Here is a 17,305-nt window from a genome sequence, read left to right as displayed (position 1 = left end):
CGTTCAGTGGACGCGGACGATGATCTCGGAGTGGCCCAGCCGGATCACGTCACCGTCGGCGAGCTGCCACTCCTGCACCGGGGCGTTGTTCACCGTGGTGCCGTTGGTGGAGTTCAGGTCCGACAGCAGCGCGACCTGGCCGTCCCAGCGGATCTCCAGGTGCCGGCGCGACACGCCGGTGTCCGGCAACCGGAACTGGGCGTCCTGGCCGCGGCCGATGACGTTGGCACCTTCGCGCAGCTGATAGGTGCGGCCACTGCCGTCGTCGAGCTGCAGCGTCACCGTCGCGGCGCCGGCGTACCCGCCGTAGGCACCACCGGCCGGAGCGGCCTGCTCGGCGGCATAACCCTGGCCGTAGTCCTGACCGCTCTGGGCGCCCTGGCCGTAACCCTGCCCGTAGCTGTAGGCCTCGGGCTCGCCGTAACCGCCGTCGGGGTAGCCCGGGGCGGCCGGCTGCTCGTAGCGGCCGTAGTCGGGCGCCTGCGGGGCGGCGGGCGCGGCCGGTGCGGCGTAGTCCTGGCGGCCGTAATCGGCACGACCGTAGCCACCCTGGTCCGGGTAGCCACCCTGATCGGGGTAGGACGGCTGTTCGTAGGACGGTGCCGGGGGCCGTCCGTAGCCCTCATCCGGGCGCGGCGGCGCCGGCGGGCGGCCGTAGTCGTATTCGCCGTAGCCCGGCGGAGGAGAGGCAGGCGGCTGCGGGTAGCCGGCGGGCGGCTGCTGCCGGTAGGCCTGATCGGGGTAGCCCGGGGGAGGAGAGGCGGGCGGCTGGCCGTAACCGGCCGGGGGACGCTGCTCATAGGACGGCGGGGCCGGCGGGGGCGGGTAGCCCTGGTCCGGGTAGCCACCCTGGCGCGGCGGGTAGCCACCCTGGTCGGCGTAGGCGCCCTGCTCGGGACGATCTGACGCATGGCCTCCGCGCGGGTCTTCCTGCTGGCGGTAGCGGTCGTCGTACTGGTCGTCGCCGGGCCGCCCCTGTCCCTGGCCGCGGTAGCTCGGGTTGTCGGTCATCGCTGGTACTCCTGGTTGTGCGGTGGACGGGCGGTCGTGCTGTGGTGGGACGGGCGTGCCGGTGGTCGAGTCGGGGTTGACCGCTCCACGGGCACGAAACTGTCCGGTGTGCAGCGTCGATGCGGCCTCGAACCTGATGACCACATCACCATACGTTTGCCAACCCTGGTCATGAATAAAACCTTGCAGGTGCCGGGCAAATGTCGTCGACGTCCGTTCCGGATCGGCGCTCACCTTCTGATAATCAGTGTCACTGAGCGTAATGATGTAGTCGTTGGGGGCCAAAATGCGGCCTCCACCGGCCTTCACGGTGTGGGCTTCGGCTTCGCGCCGCAACAGTGCTTCGACTTCCTGCGGAACGATCGATCCGCCGAACACCCGGGCGAAAGCGTCGCCGACGGTCGATTCGAGGCGACGTTCGATACGGTCCGCGAGACCCATATCACCGCCCATCTGTCGTCGTCGTGCTGTGCCCTCGCGCGTTGCGTGTCGCTCTGGCCACACTGCTCACACGCATGTTATCGGCCAAGTGCCTCGATGCGTGACCAACAGAACTCTGAGAATCGGGTTGGGGCAGGTCAGCGTGGGTGATCTTGATTCGGATCAAACGGTTTGGGTCCAGAACCGTAGTGGTGATACGGTTTCTCCCGTCATTCGGGCGAGTGGCGGAATGGCAGACGCGCTGGCTTCAGGTGCCAGTGTCCTTCGGGACGTGGGGGTTCAAGTCCCCCTTCGCCCACAAAAGCGGTTCTACGAGCTGCAGGCATCAAGGCCGCGAACTCGAAAGAGTTCGTGGCCTTTTTGTTTCGCGACCCGAACTGAACTCTTTGTAAACCTTCCCACCGGTATCACCGCTACCGCGCATTTCGCCTTACGCACCCGTTAATATCCACGACGCCGCTCTCTGTGTGATCCGTGGCAGTGGCGGCTTCATCCGATCACGTAATGGGGGGTATTCGATGGCTGGTGGACACAGGTTGCCCAAGGGCGCCAAGAGCAAACGGACGGACAAGCGCGGGGGACGGGGTGCACACCGCGCCGCTCCCCGCCATCCCGAGCCGTACGCCTGGCTCGGTGCCGGGGCGGTGGCGCTGGGCATGGGGGCCGCGCTCGCGAGCGGAACGGGCGTCGCCTACGCCGACGACGGAACATCGGGTACATCGCCGGGTACCGCCCAGTCCACGACATCTACGAGCGCCACCGCGGGCCAGGCATCGACCGCGCCCAAGAAGAAAAAGAAGAAGCCCGCCGCGACCACCCAGGCCACCGAGCCGACCAAGGATGACACCAAGGACGACCCCAAGGACACCGCCAGCGCGGATCCTGAACCGGCCAAGGACGCGGCCACGGAAACCACGAACACCGCCGCACCCGCCCGCACTCACGGGGCGAAATCGCCCGTGGCCAAGAAGAATTCGGTCAAGAAGGCCACGGCTGACACCACCGCGAGCATGGATGACGACGCCACCACGGCGACGCCGGCCGCCACCTCGAAGGTCACCGCGGCCGCCGCCACCACCGCCTCGGCAGTGGCGCTGACCACCGCGGCCACGCCGACCGCGGCCGCAACGCCCACCGCCACGACAGCCCCGCCGAGGGCGATCGCGGTGCCCGTCCTCAAAGTCATGAGCGCGGTGCTGAAACTGATGGGGCTCAACACGAATACGCCGTTGCCCCCGCTGGACCTCCAGCAGGCCGCGACGTGGATCTGGTTCCGTCAACTGCAAACCGACTGGCACGTAGCCCCGCCCGTGGCCGGCACCCCCACCGCATCCGGCGCAGCGCCCGGCGACGGCACCGTGACCGGAAACCTCAACGCCAGCAACGAAGCCAAGCTGCCGATGACCTACACGGTGGCGGTGAAACCGCTGCTGGGCACGCTCACCGTCGACGCCAAGACGGGCAATTACACCTACACGCCGTCAGAAGCCGCCCGGATCGGCGCCGTCCTGGTACCCGTCAACGACGTCTTCACCGTCACCATCTCCAATGGTCTGTCGGCCATCTATTCGCTCGTCGCCGTCAAGGTCGACCCCGCCACCAACGGCATGCCGAGTTCGCCGATCTCGATATCGCGGACCGTCGACCCGGTGACCGGCAAGGTGACCGGCACCTTCGGGTCGAGCACCCCGGCCGATACGCCCCTGAAGTACACCGTCCTCACCCCGCCGGTGAGCGGTTCACTGACCTACGACAAGACCACCGGGGCCTATACCTACAAACCGTCCGCGGCCGCTCAGGTGCTGGCCAGCCTGGGCGTGGTGACCTCAGATGTGTTCACGGTGGTGGCCACCAACGGTGGGCTGATCGGCGCACCCGGGCTCATCACGGTGCCCATCACCCCGATGACCGATGTCCCGACCACGCCGGCGAAGACGGCGCAGACGACGGACGCGTACAGCGGTCTGGTGACGGGCACGATCAGCTCGACCGACCCGGCCGACCTGCCGATCACCTACAGGGTGCTGACTCCGACAGTCTTCGGCACGCTGAACTTCGACACGGCCACCGGTGCGTTCACCTACAAGCCGTCGGCGGCGGCCCGGCTCAGTTCCGGGCTCGGGGTGACGACGGCCGATGGCTTCACCGTCGTAGCCACCAACGGCACCTTCGTCAGCTCGATCGCGAGCATCAGCGTGCCGATCGCCATACCGGATACCCCGAGTGCCCCGGTGAAGGCAGGCCAGACGGTCGACCCGGATTCCGGGATCGTCACCGGCACGTTGACCTCGACCGATCCGGCCGGTCACGCGGTGACGTACTCGCTCACCACGCAGGCCGTGGGCGGCAGGGCGACCGTCGGCGCGGACGGGACTTTCAGCTATGACCCGACGGACGGCTCCCGCACGGCGTCGTATCTGGCCGGCGGCTTGTCTGACTTCTTCACGGTGACGGTGTCCAACGGTCTCTACAACGCCATGAACGTCATCACGGTGCCGATCAGCCCGAAGTCGCCGTTCTGACGGTTCGACCGCTGACGGCCAAGGCCGTCAGCGGTCGAACTTGCCGTCCAAATATGCTGCGCGGCAGGCATTTCGGGCCAGCTTGCCGGACGTGGTGCGGGGGATGACCCCGGCGGCGACCATCCGTACGTCGGCCACCCGCACCTGGTGCAGCCGGGACACCGCCGCGCGGATCGCATCCAGGATGGGGCCCGGCTCGGCCTTGCCCCATCGAGCAGCGCGCTCGGCGACGATCACCAGTTCCTCACTGGCGGCGCCGGGAACCGAGAACGCGGCCACGTAGCCGGAGCGCACCGCAGGCGAGGACGCGCTGACGGTGGTCTCGATGTCGGTGGGGTAGTGGTTGCGGCCGTCGACGATGATCATGTCCTTGATCCGGCCGGTGAGGTACAACTCCCCGTCCAGGTAGACACCGAGATCGCCGGTGGCGAGCCACAGCGCGTTCTCGGCCACTTCCTCGGCATGGCTGTCCGCCGGGAGCCGGGTCTGGAGCTTGTTGCCGAACACCCGCAGGGTCTCTTCGGCGCGGCCGAAGTAGCCGCGGCCGACATTGTTGCCGTGCAGCCAGATCTCTCCGATGGAACCGTCGGGAAGCTCGTTGCCGTCGCTGCCGGTGATCACGACCCACTGGTTGGGGATCGGCTGACCGCAGGACACGTGCGCCACCGCGTCCTCGGTGTCGGCTTCCACGACGACGGCGCGCCCGGCGTTGAGCTCGGCGCGGTCCAGATAGATGGCCGTGGCCGATGCGGACGGCGCGATGCTGGCCACAGACAGGGTCGCCTCGGCCATGCCGTAGGACGGTTTGATTGCGCTGAGCGGCAGTCCGTAGGGCGCGAACGCCGCGGTGAACTTCTCGACGGACGACAGCGTCACCGGCTCCGAGCCGTTGAGCAGCGTGACGACATTGGTCAGGTCCAGCGTGTCGCCGCTGGGCGGCAGGCCGCGCTCGGAGGCCAGCTCGAAGGCGAAGTTGGGTGCGGCGGCGAAAGTGCGGCCGTGCGCCGATTCGATGCCGAGTTGCTTGATCCAGCGATACGGGCGGCGCACGAACGCCATGGGGTCCATCAACGTGATCTGGGCACCGCAGAGGGCGGGGAACATGATCATGATCAGGCCCATGTCGTGGTAGAGCGGCAGCCAGCTGACGCTGCGCACGCCCGTGTCCAGATCACCGGCGAGGACCATCTGCAGCACATTGGTACAGACGTTGCGGTGGGTGATCTCGACGCCGGCAGGGGAGCGCGTCGATCCCGAGGTGTACTGCAGGTAGGCGATGTCGTCGGTCTCGAGGGCGACCGGGGTGAAGGTCTGGCCGACCGCGTCGGGGACGGCGTCCACGGCGATCATCCGGGGACGTTCGGCGGCGGGCAGGGTGCGTAGGAAATTACGCACTGCCTCGGAGCCGGCGGTGGTGGTCAGCACGACCGTGGGCTTGGCGTCGGCGAGCACCGCGGCCAACCGCTCGGTGTGCCCGGCCAGTGCAGGCGCGAACAACGGCACCGCGATATTGCCTGCGTGGATCGCCGCGAAGAACGCCGCGACGTACTCCACTCCCTGCGGAGCAAGGATGGCCACCCGATCACCACGCTTGGTGACCTGCTGCAGCCGGGCGCCGACCGCACCCACCTTCGCCCACATTCCGTTCCAGCTCAGCACGATGGCCCTGCCGTCGGAATCCTGCGAGAAGTCCAGGAACCGGTACGCGGGCGCATCGCCCAGGGCGGCCCGGTTCTGGTCGAGGAACGAGGTGAGGGTTATGCCATCAGGTATGACGATGCTGCCGTCGGGGCGAAGGTACTCTTCGATGCCCGGCACGGCAGTTTCAACTCTACTGTCACTCAAAGCTTCCCGACCCATAGCACAAATATACTAGCAGCGCTAACTATTCAGGGAATCGTAGCGCGATGGGAGTTATCACTCCGGAGCCGGTCTGTGACGTGCGCTGCATATCGAGAAATCGTACCGCCGGGACGCGCCGGCGCTGGGCCGGACCTCTTCGTTTGGTGTACATCGCGGCACCGCGCGTCAAGGGCCGGGCACTCGCGGCAAAGCGCATCGCCGCGGGGATACCTGCTCAACGTCGCCGGCGCGGACTCATCCGCAAACCGAAGACCTTTTGGTATGGATCGCATTGTGTGCGATAGGTCACTATCCTGATTGAAAGTTGAAACAACAGCTTGCTCGAAAGCACCCGCGTGCGGACGGCCGGCTGCTCGACGGCGGGCGCGTCCCCGGAGTTAGGAAGTCGCCGATGACGCAGAGCCCGAACCGGCCAGGAACCCCACAGCGGCGTGCCCCCCGCCGCGCGGACACGGTCCTGTCCGTCACCACCCGGTGGTACGACCCCGCGGTCACGGTGGTGGTCATCGACGGTGTCATCGACGCCGCGAACGTCGACGACCTGATCGACGTCGTGTTGGACCGGGCGATGCTCAGTTGCTCGCTGATCGTCGACCTCGGCGGCGTCCGGTACATGTCGGTGTCCGGGTTCGAGGCGCTGCGGCTCCTGAACGTTCGCTGTGCGCTTGCCGACACCCGGTGGACCGTCATTCCCTCGGCTGCGGTCCGGCGGCTGCTGCGACGGTTCGACGCGGACGGAGAGGTACCTACGACCGCATCCCTCGAGGAGGCGTTCGCCGCCGCGGCCACCCATCTGCCGATCGTGCAGATCGCGCACCCCGGGGACAAGGGCCAGATCGCCTAGGGCCGCGGGCTTGCCCGAGTCTTGTTCGCTGCGTACAGATTCCGGTGAGCAGCTACAGCTCGTTCTCCGGACCCATGACGGCCCACACGGTCTTTCCCGACGCCATCGGCGTCGACCCCCAGGCCCGGCTCAGCGCGGCCACCACGGCCAGCCCGGACACCGGGCTGGCACCACGGCCGGCGTGTTCGGTGCGCTGCGCGGGCACGCGGCTGCCGTCCTCGACCGCCACGGTGATCTTGTCCCCGTCGCATTCGAGGATCAGTGACGGTGCTGATTCGGTATGCAGGAGAGCGTTTTCGACGAGTTCGGACGCGACGGTGGTGGCCAGCGGGATCATGACCGGTCGACACCAGGCCGTCAGCCAGGTGCCGACCAGCTCGCGGGCGAGGGCCGCGCTGGACACCACGAAGGGTAGCCGGGCACACCTGCGGCTTCGACGTCGTTGCGTGCCGCTCTCGCAGGCCGCCCGGGCTTCCGGGACCGCTCGATATACGGGCACGTGGTGGGTGATGCCGTTGCGGCAGAGCATTTTCCGCACATCGTCGTCAGCCGATGCGAGCACCACCGGAACGTCGGGCCAGACGCTGACGTGCCAGCGGGCGCTGGTGAACACCGACCATGCCGATACGGCGGGGACCCGCAACGCGTTGACATCGACGATGACGACGGGCGGCTGCTTGAGAGCCGCGTCGATCACGATGTCGCGCAGAGTGCGGTAGGTCGTCGCATCCAGCGTCCCGGCGCAACGCAGCGTGGAATCGCCCGACGTACCGCGCACGGGTCCGTCGACCGTGATGCTCACGCGCTTCTCCCGTCCGACTCGCGGCCCGTGCCCCCCGTGGTGGGCCGTGTGGCGGTAGGGGCGTACCCGGTGCAGCCCCAGCAAAACAAGGTCCACGGCGGCGGACGGTATGCTGACTGTGGTCCGGCTGAGCAAATGCCGTCCCGGCCCTGTTCGCCTTTGGGGTGAACGGGCCGCTGTCACTGGCCACATTTGTCAGAGCGGACCGTCCGTGAATCTGCATATCCCCATGTACCCCGTCGCTGAGACGCCCCCGTCGGCTGGGCTCAACGGCGCGTTCGTCGCCGCCGATGCCACCGCGGAACAGGTGCCTGCCGATAACCACTACGCCGAGTCGCTGCACGTCGAAGGAATCGGTCCCGGCAATGAAGTGACGCACCGGCGCAGCGTCGCCGCCGGCTTCGCCGTGGACGAGATCGGCATCCGAGCGCGGGGCCGGGTCGCTGCGCGGCCGGAGTCCGGGCTGTTGATCGTCACGGTCCTCGACGGCACGGTGCGCACCAACGGCGGCGACGAGATCCGGCGCGGCGACTCCGTACTCGCCGATGAGCGACGGGCCTGGTCGGCCGTCGTCGAGACGGGAACCATCGCGGTCGTCACCGTCGACACCTGGCTGCTCCGCAGGGCCGCGGACGAGCGCCTGAGTGCCTCCGCCGATCCGCTACGAGCGCTGGATTCCCAGCCGGCCACACCCGAACTGGCCGCGGCCTGGAAGCGCACCGTCGAGTACGCCACGGCAGCGCTGGTCACGGGGGCGCCGCGCGCCCTGATCGAGGCGTGTGGACAGTTGCTCGCGGTGGCGGCGCTGTCCTGTTTCACCGCGGTGGGCGCTGATTCGGTGCCGGCCCGATACGACGCCGACATTCCCGTATCGCTGCGCCGGGCCATCGCGTTCATCGCCGCGCGGGCGCGCGAGGAGATCGGCGTGCAGGAGATCGCATCAGCCGTACACCTGTCGCCGCGGGCGGTGCAGTACCTCTTCCGCAAGCACCTCGACGAGACGCCCACCGAACATCTCCGGCGGGTGCGGCTGCAGCGCGCCCACCTGGACCTGGTGGCGGCCCATCAGAGCAGCACCACGGTGGCCGAGGTGGCGCGGCGCTGGGGATTCGGCCATACCGGACGCTTTGCGGTGCTCTATCGCCAGACTTATGGTGTCAGCCCGCATATGGCATTGCGAAGTTAGTGAGAGGGTGTGCTGATGACGCGGAGAAAGACGGCGCGGTGACGCATAGCTACGACGACGCCCTCGCGGCGGCGATGGAGGACCTGGCCAGCACCGCCGTGGACGGGCGGCAGCCGATCGAGCGCACCCTGTCCGAGCTCACCGAGGCCGCGGTGGCACTCATCGACGGCGTCGACTGCGCCGGTGTGCTGCTGATCAAGGACGGTGACTTCACCTCTCTCGCAGGGACATCGGAGGTGGCCAGGACGCTCGACCATGCGCAGCGGGACACCGGGGAGGGTCCTTGCGTGGACGCCGCGGAGCGCGACGTCATCGTGCGGTGCAACGACCTGCGCACCGACAGCCGCTGGCCGCGGTTCAGCAAGGTCGCCATCTCTGAAGGCGTGCTCAGCGTGATGTCCTTTCGGCTCTACACCAAGGGAGTCGACAGCGGCGCGCTGAACCTGTTCGGCTTCGGAACAGGGTCCTTCACTGCCGAACCGGAGGCGCTGGGGGCCATGCTGGCCACCCACGCGGCCATCTCGCTGGTGACCGCCAACCGGCAGTTGCAGTTCGAGTCCGCGCTGGCCAGCCGCGACCTGATCGGGCAGGCCAAGGGCATCATCATGGAGCGCTTCAACGTGGACTCGGTCCGGGCCTTCGAGCTGTTGCGGCGGGTGTCGCAGGAGTCCAACACCCCGGTGAAGGTCATCGCCGCCCGGCTCGCCGACCGCGCAGCGACGAACACGGACGGTTCGGTCGTCGATTTGGTTTGAACGCCGTCCGCAGCGGGCATTTCCGTTGTGCGCGTCACTGGGGCGCACGTCTACGGACAGGAGTACGACCATGATCGGGACCATCATCAGCGCCCTCGTCGTCGGGTTGATCATCGGTGTGCTGGCTCGGCTGGTCATGCCGGGCAAGCAGGACATCGGCGTCCTCATGACGATCGTGCTCGGCGCCCTCGGCTCGCTGATCGGCAGTTGGGCGACCTATCAACTCGGCTACCAGAACGCCAACGGCGGCTGGCAGATCATCCCGTTCGTCGTCGGCATCGCCGTCGCGGCCGGACTGATCGCCATCTACGTCGCCGTCCGGGGCGGCTCGTCGCACCGTATGACGCACTGACCTCGTTTGCCCGAGAGCCCCGGCCGATGGTCGGGGCTTTCGCATGTCCGGATGTCACCTGAAGCTCGCCAACCTTTTTCTTGACTAATTCCAGTTAAGGGGTGAGACTCGTCTGCGTGGGTACGGCAGAGGAGTTCGCGCAGATGCTGCGGGATGCCTCTCTGCGCGTCACCCGTCCCCGGGTCGCGGTGCTGGGCGCCGTGCACGGTCATCCGCATTCCGACACCGACACGGTCATCCGTTCGGTGCGGGCGGAACTGCCGGAAGTCTCGCACCAGACGGTGTACGACGCGCTCAACGCGCTGACTGCGGCCGGCCTGGTGCGGCGAATCCAGCCTTCGGGCTCGGTGGCTCGTTACGAGTCCCGGGTCGGGGACAACCACCACCATGTGGTGTGCCGAAAGTGCGGTGTGATCGCCGACGTCGACTGTGCGGTCGGCGAGGCACCGTGTCTGACGGCATCCGACGATCTCGGTTTCGCGATCGATGAGGCCGAGGTCATCTATTGGGGTGTATGCCCCGATTGTGCTCTGGCACAAAGTGTTTGATCACCTGTAATCCGTCAGCCCCGGAAAGGTTTCCCATGCCCGAAACGTCCCCGCCCATCGGTGAAGCCCAGACAGAGCCCGCCGAGAGCGCTTGCCCGATGCGGATCAAGCCGCCCGTCGAGGGTGGCAGCAACCGCGACTGGTGGCCCAACGCGGTCAACCTGAAGATCCTGCAGAAGGATCCCGACGTCATCAATCCGCTGGACCCCGGCTTCGACTACAGCGCGGCCGTGCAGACGCTGGACTTCGATCAGCTGGCCGCCGATGTCGACGCCGTGATGACCGACTCGCAGGACTGGTGGCCTGCCGACTTCGGGCACTACGGCCCGTTCTTCATCCGGATGTCGTGGCACGCCGCGGGCACCTACCGCGTCGAGGACGGCCGCGGTGGTGGCGGTAAGGGCATGCAGCGCTTCGCGCCGCTGAACAGCTGGCCCGACAACGTCAGCCTGGACAAGGCCCGCCGCCTGCTGTGGCCGGTCAAGAAGAAGTACGGCCAGAAGCTGTCCTGGTCGGATCTGCTGGTCTACGCAGGCAACCGCGCCCTGGAGAACATGGGCTTCAAGACTGCGGGCTTCGCGTTCGGCCGCCCGGATTACTGGGAGCCCGAAGAGGACATCTACTGGGGCGCCGAGCACGAGTGGCTGGGCAGCCAGGAGCGCTACGCCGGCTCCGGCACCGACCGGACCAAGTTGGAGAACCCGCTGGGCGCCAGCCACATGGGGCTGATCTACGTGAATCCCGAAGGCCCCGAGGGTAATCCGGATCCGGTGGCCGCGGCCATCGACATCCGCGAGACCTTCGGCCGGATGGCGATGAACGACGAGGAGACCGCGGCGCTGATCGTCGGCGGCCACACGTTCGGCAAGACGCACGGCGCCACCGAGGTGGAGAACGGCGTCGAGCCCGAAGCGGCACCGCTCGAGTTGCAGGGCCTGGGCTGGGACAACTCGGGCCTCGGCAACGAGACCGTCAGCAGTGGCCTCGAGGTGACTTGGACCCACACCCCGACCAAGTGGGACAACTCCTTCCTGGAGATCCTCTACGGCAACGAGTGGGAACTGTTCAAGAGCCCCGCGGGCGCCAACCAGTGGAAGCCCAAGGACGGCGGCTGGGCCAACTCGGTGCCGATGGCGCAGGGCGACGGCAAGACGCACCCGGCGATGCTGACCACCGACCTGTCGATGCGGCTGGACCCCATCTACGGCGCGATCACCCGGCGCTGGCTGGATCACCCGGAGGAGTTGGCCGAGGCCTTCGCCAACGCGTGGTTCAAGCTGCTGCACCGTGACCTGGGCCCCGTCTCGCGCTACCTCGGGCCGCTGGTTCCCCAGCAGACCTGGCTCTGGCAGGACATCACCCCCGCCGGCACGAAGCTCAGTGACGCCGACGTCGCGACCCTGAAGACGGCCATCGCGGGCTCGGGCCTGACTGTGCCGCAGCTGGTTTCGACCGCATGGAAGGCCGCTGCGTCCTACCGGCACAGCGACATGCGCGGCGGCGCCAACGGCGGGCGGCTGCGGCTGCAGCCCCAGCTGGGCTGGGAAGCCAACGAGACCGACGAGCTGGTCCCGATCATCGCCAAGCTGGAGGACATCGCGGCCTCGGCCGGGGTCACGGTGTCGTTCGCCGATCTGGTCGTGCTGGCCGGCAATGTCGGTGTCGAAACCGCCGCCAAGGCAGCCGGATTCGACATCACGGTGCCGTTCACCTCGGGCCGCGGCGATGCCACCCAGGAGCAGACCGACGTCGAGTCGTTCGCCTACCTGGAGCCCAAGGCCGACGGCTTCCGCAACTATGCGGGCAAGGGCCTGCCGCTGCCGTCGGAGTACGTGCTCATCGACCGGGCCAACCAGCTGAACCTGTCCGGTCCCGAGCTGACCGTGCTGGTCGGTGGCCTGCGTGTGCTGGGTGCCAACTACCAGGGCAGCGACCTCGGTGTGCTCACCGACAAGCCGGGCCAGCTGACGACGGACTTCTTCGTCAACCTGCTGGACATGAGCACCAAGTGGGCGCCGTCACCGGCTGATGACGGCACGTACGTCGGCACCGACCGCAGCAGCGGTGCACCGAAGTGGACCGCCAGCCGCGTCGACCTGCTGTTCGGGTCGAACTCGCAGCTGCGCGCGCTCGTCGAGGTGTACGCCGAGGACGGTGCGAAGGAGAAGTTCGTCAAGGACTTCGTCGCGGCGTGGACCAAGGTCACCGACGCGGATCTGTTCTAACTGCAGCCCCCGATCCAGGCCGGTCCCCGATGGGGACCGGCCTGGACTTTTTCCCCCTAGAAGTAGTGACCCTGCGCCAGGTCGTCCAGCAGGCCGATCTCGATGGGGTTCCAGCCCAACGCTTTACGGGTCTGCTCGCTGGACGCGGCCATGTCCAGGGCGAAGAACGCGCCCAGCCAGCCGAGGTGTTCGGGCTCGGCCGCGCGCACCGGCAGCCCCAGTCCGGAGCCGATGGCCGCGGCGATGTCGCGGGTGGCGATGCCCTCCTCGGCGACCGCGTGCACGATGCTGCCGGCCGGGATGTCGCCCTCGATCACCAGCCGGAATGCGCGTGCCGCGTCCAGGCGGTGGACGGCGGGCCAGCGATGGGACCCGTCGCCCGGATAGCCCGCAACGCCGGTCTCGCGGGCGATCTCGATGAGCCGCGGAACGAAGCCGTGGTCACCGACACCGTGCACGGACGGCGGCAGCCGCAGCCCGACGACCCGGACCCCGCGTTCGGCGAAGGGCAGGCCCGCGGCCTCGGAGGTCCGGGGCACGCCGGGTGACGCGGCATCCGATTCGGTGATCAGTCCACCGGATCCGAGCGCGGCCATCCCGGATGTGACCACCAGCGCACGGTCCGAGCCGGCGAGCGCCTCGCCCAGGGCGGTGATGGCGCTGCGGTCCAGGTCGTTGGCATTCGCGTAGTCGGTGAAGTCGTGGTGGAACGCCAGATGCGCGACGGCGTCGGCCTTTTCGGCCGCCGCACGCAGGCTGTCCAGATCGGCGAGGTCGCCGTGCTGTGGGGTGGCGCCGGCGGCCTCGATCGCCCGGGCCGATTCGGGTGAGCGGGCCAGCCCGGTGACCTGATGGCCGGCGCCGGCCAGTTCGGCGACGACTGCCGATCCGATGAAGCCGGACGCTCCGGTGACGAAGATGCGCATGAGAACCTCCCAGTGATGTCAGTACCTGTCATCGGAGACAACACCGATGACAGTCGCTGTCATTCCCGACGGCTAGGATTTCCGTATGAGCAGGTGGCAGCCCAACGCCCGTGGCCGCCTCGAGGAGGCGGCCCTCGAGCTCTATGCGGTGCAGGGTTTCGACGCGACGACGGTCGCGCAGATCGCCGAGCGCGCCGGGCTCACCGAACGCACCTTCTTCCGGCACTTCGCCGACAAGCGCGAGGTTCTGTTCTCGGGGCAGACCGCGCTGACCGACTCGATGGTCGCGGCGGTGGCCGGTATGCCCGCGGGCACCGCACCGCTGGATGCGGTCGGCGCCGGATTGCGGGCAGCGGGGGAGATTATCGGTGGCCGCCTGGGCAGTGCCCGGCGCCGCCAGGCGGTGATCGACGCCGACCCCGGGCTGCAGGAACGGGAGCTGAGCAAGCTGGCGACCCTCGGTGCCGCGCTGACCGAGGCGTTGCGCGGACGCGGTGTCCCGGAGCTGACGGCGCGGGTCACCGCCGAGGCCGGCATCGCGATCTTCAAGGTGGGCTTCGAACGATGGATCGGTGCCGGTGACGGTGCGCTGACCGCGGTGCTCGACGAGTCACTCCAGGAGCTCAAAGCGCTGGGCGGCGGCGGCTAAAACCGTTCCCTTACAGCAGGAATGGGCCTACCATCAGAGGGTGTCATTCCCGGTATGGGCCGGCGAATGGGGTGCCGCTCCGCGCCACGCGGGCGGGCGCCCGCAGACGCTGAGCAGGCGGCAGGCACGACACTGGAGTCGACGCTTCTCCGGTGTCGGCGTCATCATCACCGCGCCCCGGCTACGGGATCTGGTCGGGGGGACCCGCGCCACCGATGCCGAGGTGACCGACGTCCGCTTTGCGCTCACGGTTCTGGACATCGAGGAGCAGCGGCACCACGCCGCCATGCGGCACGCGCGGAGCAACGCGTGGCAGTTGCTGATCTTCGTCGGCGTGACATTGGTGGCGCTGAACGCGCTGCTGTGCCTGGCCTACCTGATGCTCAGTGCGGTACCGCACTGAGCAGCGCCGCGCGGATCACCTCGAAATCGGGTGCCTCGATGGGGAACAGCCCGAAGCGGAACCGGTAACCCCAGCGCGCGTTGTCCACGATGAACTCCAGCTGGTCGACCAGCGGGCGGATGGGCGTCTCGGTACACGGCACGAACTCGACCCGGCGCCGCCAGAACTCGTTCTCGGCCTGATACGGCTGGTCGTCGGTGACCCGGCCCAGCGCGGTGAACGCTTGCAGCGGAGCACCTTCCGGGTAGTCGGTCTTGGGTGAATAGAAGGCGATCCAGTCATCACGGGACATCTTGCGGAGCCCGTGCGGCTTGCCGTGGTTGGCCTGGGTGAAGCCGCCTGCGACGCCGCGTTCGACATGACCGCGGCTCACGGTGTTGATCCAGTACGTCATGCCCGCACGTTACGGCCGGGGTGTGACAGGTTCAGTCGTGTTTCTTGCCGAACGGCAGGATGTGGATGACGCCGACCACGATGGAGCCGACGACCAGGCCGATGACCGCGGAGGCGGCGGTGTTCGTCAGCCAGGCCAGCAGCCCGCCCACGCCCTGGGCGGCGTGGTGCACGAACTCCTCGGCGTGGTGCACCAATCCGTAGGGGGCATGCCAGCCCAGCGTGTCGGTCCCGGTGAGCAGAATGTGCCCGCCCACCCAGAGCATCGCGACGGTGCCGATGGTGGACAGCGCTGCCAGCACCTTCGGCATACCGGCCACCAGGCCGCGGCCGATCTTCTGCACGAAGCTGGACTGCCGCTGCGCCAGGCTGAGCCCGACGTCGTCCATCTTGACCAGCACGCCGACGACGCCGTACACGGCGGCGGTGATCACCAGCGCCACGATCACCAGGATGATCAACCGGGGCACGAACGGCTGGTGGGCCACCTCGTTGAGGGCGATCACCATGATCTCGGCGGACAGGATGAAGTCCGTGCGGATGGCCCCGGCGGTCATCGACTTCTCGTCGACAGCGCCGACCGGCTTTCCGTGCGCTTCGGCGGAGTCGTGATGCAGGAACCGGCCCAGCACCTTCTCGGCGCCCTCGAAGCACAGGTAGGTCGCGCCGATCATCAGAATCGGCGTCAGCAGCCACGGCGCGAACTGGCTCAGCAGCAGGGCCGCCGGAAGGATGAACACCAGCTTGTTGCGCAGCGATCCGATGGCGATGCGCTTGATCATCGGCAGTTCACGGTCGGCGGTGATGCCGTGTACGTACTGCGGGGTCACGGCGGTGTCGTCGATGACGACGCCCGCGGCCTTGGCCGTCGCCTTACCGGTGGCGGCCCCGATGTCGTCGATCGATGCGGCAGCCAGTCGCGCCAGTGCGGCGACGTCGTCGAAAAGTCCGAACAGCCCGGCGCTCATGCCCGAAGGGTACCCGGTGAAAGTTGCTGCTGTGAGTTCGGTGTGAATAACAGAGCAAGCGCTCTGTTATGGTGACGTCATGCCCCGCCCGCGTGTGCACGACCCGGACGCCGTGCTGGACGCCGTCGAGGCACTGGCCGTCGAGCACGGCCCGGCCGCCGTCACCGTGCGCGCCGTCGCCGGGGCCGCCGGCATCTCGAACGGGGCGCTGTACCACAACTTTTCGTCGAGGTCGGAGCTGCTGGGCAGGGCCTGGTTGCGGGCCGGGAACCGGTTCCTGCAGGTGCAGGACGTCCTCATCGAGCAGGCCCCGGATGCCGCGGCGGCCGTAGTGGCCGCGGCCGGGGCGCCGGGCGTGCTGTCGGACCGGTACCCGACTTCGTGCCGGCTGGTGCTCACCGTGCGCAGGGAGGACATCCTCGATGCCGAGATGCCCGACGCGCTGGCGCGCGAACTGCACGACCTGCAGGCCCGGCTGATCGCGACGATGGTCCGGTTGGCCGACGGACTGTGGCATCGCCGCGACCGGGCCGCCGCGGACACCGTCACCACCTGCATCGTGGACCTGCCGACGGCGATCCTGCTGGCCCGGGACCGACTGGACAACCCCACCGCACGCGTACACCTGAGCGCGGCCGTGCGGGCCGTGCTCGACATCGGACCACCGCCACGAAAAGGAGACCAGAAATGACCGTTAGCCTCACCTACACCGACAACATCGCCGTGCTGAACCTCGGCGATGACGAGAACCGGTTCACCCCAGACTTTCTCGACGTGGTGAACGGGTACCTGGACACCGTGCTCGCCGACGGCGCGGCCGGATTGCTGACCACCGCGACCGGGAAGTTCTACACCAACGGGCTCGACCTGGACTGGCTGATGGCCAACGGGGACCGCACCGCGTGGTACGTCGGGCAGGTGCAGGGCCTGCTGGCGCGGGTGCTGACGCTGCAGATCCCGACCGCGGCCGCCATCGTCGGGCACGCCTTCGGTGCCGGCGCCATGCTCGCGATGGCGCACGACTTCCGGGTGATGCGCGCCGACCGCGGCTACTTCTGTTTCCCCGAGGCCGACATCCGCATCCCGTTCACCGACGGGATGGCGGCCCTGATCCAGGCCAAGCTCACCCCGCAGGCCGCGGTCGCGTCGATGACCACCGGGCGGCGGTTCGGCGGCGCCGACGCGCAGGCTTACGCGATCGTCGATGCCACCGCGGGCGACGGCGCGGTCGACGGCACCGCACTGGACATCCTGCGGCCACTGGCAGGCAAGGATCCCGGCACGCTCGGCGCGATCAAACAGACCATGTTCGGTGCCGCCGCCGAAACCCTGCGGGCGGAAACTCACCACTGAGTTACGTCAAAATCATTTGCCAGAACTAGCCACAGCCGTCGGCGAGGATTCTTTCGAACGCAAC

At 68.1% G+C, this 17,305-nt stretch carries 17 protein-coding genes and 1 tRNA gene; 12 read left to right on the top strand and 6 right to left on the bottom strand.

Features of this window, described 5'->3' with window-relative positions:
- Positions 1-3 precede the first annotated feature (3 nt).
- Positions 4-1,452 (bottom strand): DUF3662 and FHA domain-containing protein, encoded by a 1,449-nt coding sequence (locus tag AC1DY7_RS03730; RefSeq protein ID WP_477492316.1) that lies wholly within the window; start codon positions 1,450-1,452, stop codon positions 4-6.
- A gap of 215 nt (positions 1,453-1,667) precedes the next feature.
- Here AC1DY7_RS03730 and AC1DY7_RS03725 point away from each other — a divergent pair.
- Both AC1DY7_RS03725 and AC1DY7_RS03720 read left to right on the top strand, forming a co-directional pair.
- Positions 1,668-1,750: transfer RNA gene (locus tag AC1DY7_RS03725), tRNA-Leu, on the top strand.
- 220 nt (positions 1,751-1,970) lie between these two features.
- Positions 1,971-3,974, top strand: coding sequence for a VCBS domain-containing protein (locus AC1DY7_RS03720; protein ID WP_477492315.1), 2,004 nt, complete (start codon positions 1,971-1,973; stop codon positions 3,972-3,974).
- Positions 3,975-4,001: 27 nt separating this feature from the next.
- Here AC1DY7_RS03720 and AC1DY7_RS03715 read toward each other — a convergent pair whose 3' ends face one another.
- On the bottom strand, positions 4,002-5,834 hold the full coding sequence (locus AC1DY7_RS03715) for a fatty acyl-AMP ligase (protein WP_477492314.1): 1,833 nt from the start codon (positions 5,832-5,834) through the stop codon (positions 4,002-4,004).
- 394 nt (positions 5,835-6,228) lie between these two features.
- Between AC1DY7_RS03715 and AC1DY7_RS03710 the strand changes: the two genes are divergently transcribed.
- Positions 6,229-6,681, top strand: a complete 453-nt coding sequence (locus AC1DY7_RS03710; RefSeq protein WP_477492313.1) for an STAS domain-containing protein — start codon at positions 6,229-6,231, stop codon at positions 6,679-6,681.
- A 52-nt stretch (positions 6,682-6,733) separates the two neighbouring features.
- Here AC1DY7_RS03710 and AC1DY7_RS03705 read toward each other — a convergent pair whose 3' ends face one another.
- Positions 6,734-7,483 carry an STAS domain-containing protein gene (locus tag AC1DY7_RS03705; protein WP_477492312.1) on the bottom strand — a complete coding sequence of 250 codons (750 nt, stop codon included), beginning with the start codon at positions 7,481-7,483 and terminating at the stop codon, positions 6,734-6,736.
- A gap of 211 nt (positions 7,484-7,694) precedes the next feature.
- Between AC1DY7_RS03705 and AC1DY7_RS03700 the strand changes: the two genes are divergently transcribed.
- From AC1DY7_RS03700 to katG, 5 genes are all read left to right on the top strand, one after another.
- Positions 7,695-8,669: a helix-turn-helix transcriptional regulator gene (locus tag AC1DY7_RS03700; protein WP_477492311.1), complete on the top strand. Its 975-nt coding sequence runs from the start codon at positions 7,695-7,697 to the stop codon at positions 8,667-8,669.
- Between the two features lie 38 nt (positions 8,670-8,707).
- Entirely contained in the window at positions 8,708-9,424 is a 717-nt protein-coding gene (locus AC1DY7_RS03695) for a GAF and ANTAR domain-containing protein (RefSeq protein WP_477492310.1), read from the top strand.
- Between the two features lie 70 nt (positions 9,425-9,494).
- A complete protein-coding gene (locus AC1DY7_RS03690) occupies positions 9,495-9,776 on the top strand; it encodes a GlsB/YeaQ/YmgE family stress response membrane protein (protein ID WP_477492309.1) in 282 nt (93 codons plus the stop codon).
- A gap of 143 nt (positions 9,777-9,919) precedes the next feature.
- Positions 9,920-10,324 (top strand): Fur family transcriptional regulator, encoded by a 405-nt coding sequence (locus AC1DY7_RS03685; protein ID WP_477492421.1) that lies wholly within the window; start codon positions 9,920-9,922, stop codon positions 10,322-10,324.
- Between the two features lie 35 nt (positions 10,325-10,359).
- Entirely contained in the window at positions 10,360-12,549 is a 2,190-nt protein-coding gene (gene katG / locus AC1DY7_RS03680; RefSeq protein ID WP_477492308.1) for a catalase/peroxidase HPI, read from the top strand.
- A gap of 56 nt (positions 12,550-12,605) precedes the next feature.
- Here the strand turns inward: katG and AC1DY7_RS03675 are convergent, their stop codons facing one another.
- On the bottom strand, positions 12,606-13,475 hold the full coding sequence (locus tag AC1DY7_RS03675) for an SDR family oxidoreductase (RefSeq protein WP_477492307.1): 870 nt from the start codon (positions 13,473-13,475) through the stop codon (positions 12,606-12,608).
- Between the two features lie 85 nt (positions 13,476-13,560).
- On the opposite strand from AC1DY7_RS03675, the gene AC1DY7_RS03670 reads away from it, so the two are divergent.
- Positions 13,561-14,124, top strand: coding sequence for a TetR family transcriptional regulator (locus tag AC1DY7_RS03670; RefSeq protein WP_477492306.1), 564 nt, complete (start codon positions 13,561-13,563; stop codon positions 14,122-14,124).
- Positions 14,125-14,164: 40 nt separating this feature from the next.
- Positions 14,165-14,527, top strand: coding sequence for a hypothetical protein (locus AC1DY7_RS03665; RefSeq protein WP_477492305.1), 363 nt, complete (start codon positions 14,165-14,167; stop codon positions 14,525-14,527).
- Here the strand turns inward: AC1DY7_RS03665 and AC1DY7_RS03660 are convergent.
- Together AC1DY7_RS03660 and AC1DY7_RS03655 are read right to left on the bottom strand one after the other, a co-directional pair.
- The gene (locus AC1DY7_RS03660) at positions 14,508-14,921 is read right to left on the bottom strand and encodes an EVE domain-containing protein (protein WP_477492304.1); all 414 of its coding nucleotides are present in this window, start codon (positions 14,919-14,921) and stop codon (positions 14,508-14,510) included. The genes AC1DY7_RS03665 and AC1DY7_RS03660 overlap by 20 nt on opposite strands.
- 31 nt (positions 14,922-14,952) lie before the next feature.
- Positions 14,953-15,888, bottom strand: coding sequence for a DUF808 domain-containing protein (locus AC1DY7_RS03655; protein ID WP_477492303.1), 936 nt, complete (start codon positions 15,886-15,888; stop codon positions 14,953-14,955).
- A gap of 79 nt (positions 15,889-15,967) precedes the next feature.
- Here AC1DY7_RS03655 and AC1DY7_RS03650 point away from each other — a divergent pair, with 79 nt between their 5' ends.
- Positions 15,968-16,579, top strand: coding sequence for a TetR family transcriptional regulator (locus AC1DY7_RS03650; protein WP_477492302.1), 612 nt, complete (start codon positions 15,968-15,970; stop codon positions 16,577-16,579).
- A complete protein-coding gene (locus AC1DY7_RS03645; RefSeq protein WP_477492301.1) occupies positions 16,576-17,241 on the top strand; it encodes an enoyl-CoA hydratase-related protein in 666 nt (221 codons plus the stop codon). The genes AC1DY7_RS03650 and AC1DY7_RS03645 overlap by 4 nt, the downstream gene beginning before the upstream one ends.
- Positions 17,242-17,305: the final 64 nt, after the last annotated feature.

The sequence above is a fragment of the Mycobacterium sp. P2_H7 genome, assembly GCF_056403275.1.
The sequence above is the reverse complement of the archived record's forward strand: the minus strand, read 5'-3'. Positions and strand labels throughout refer to the sequence as shown.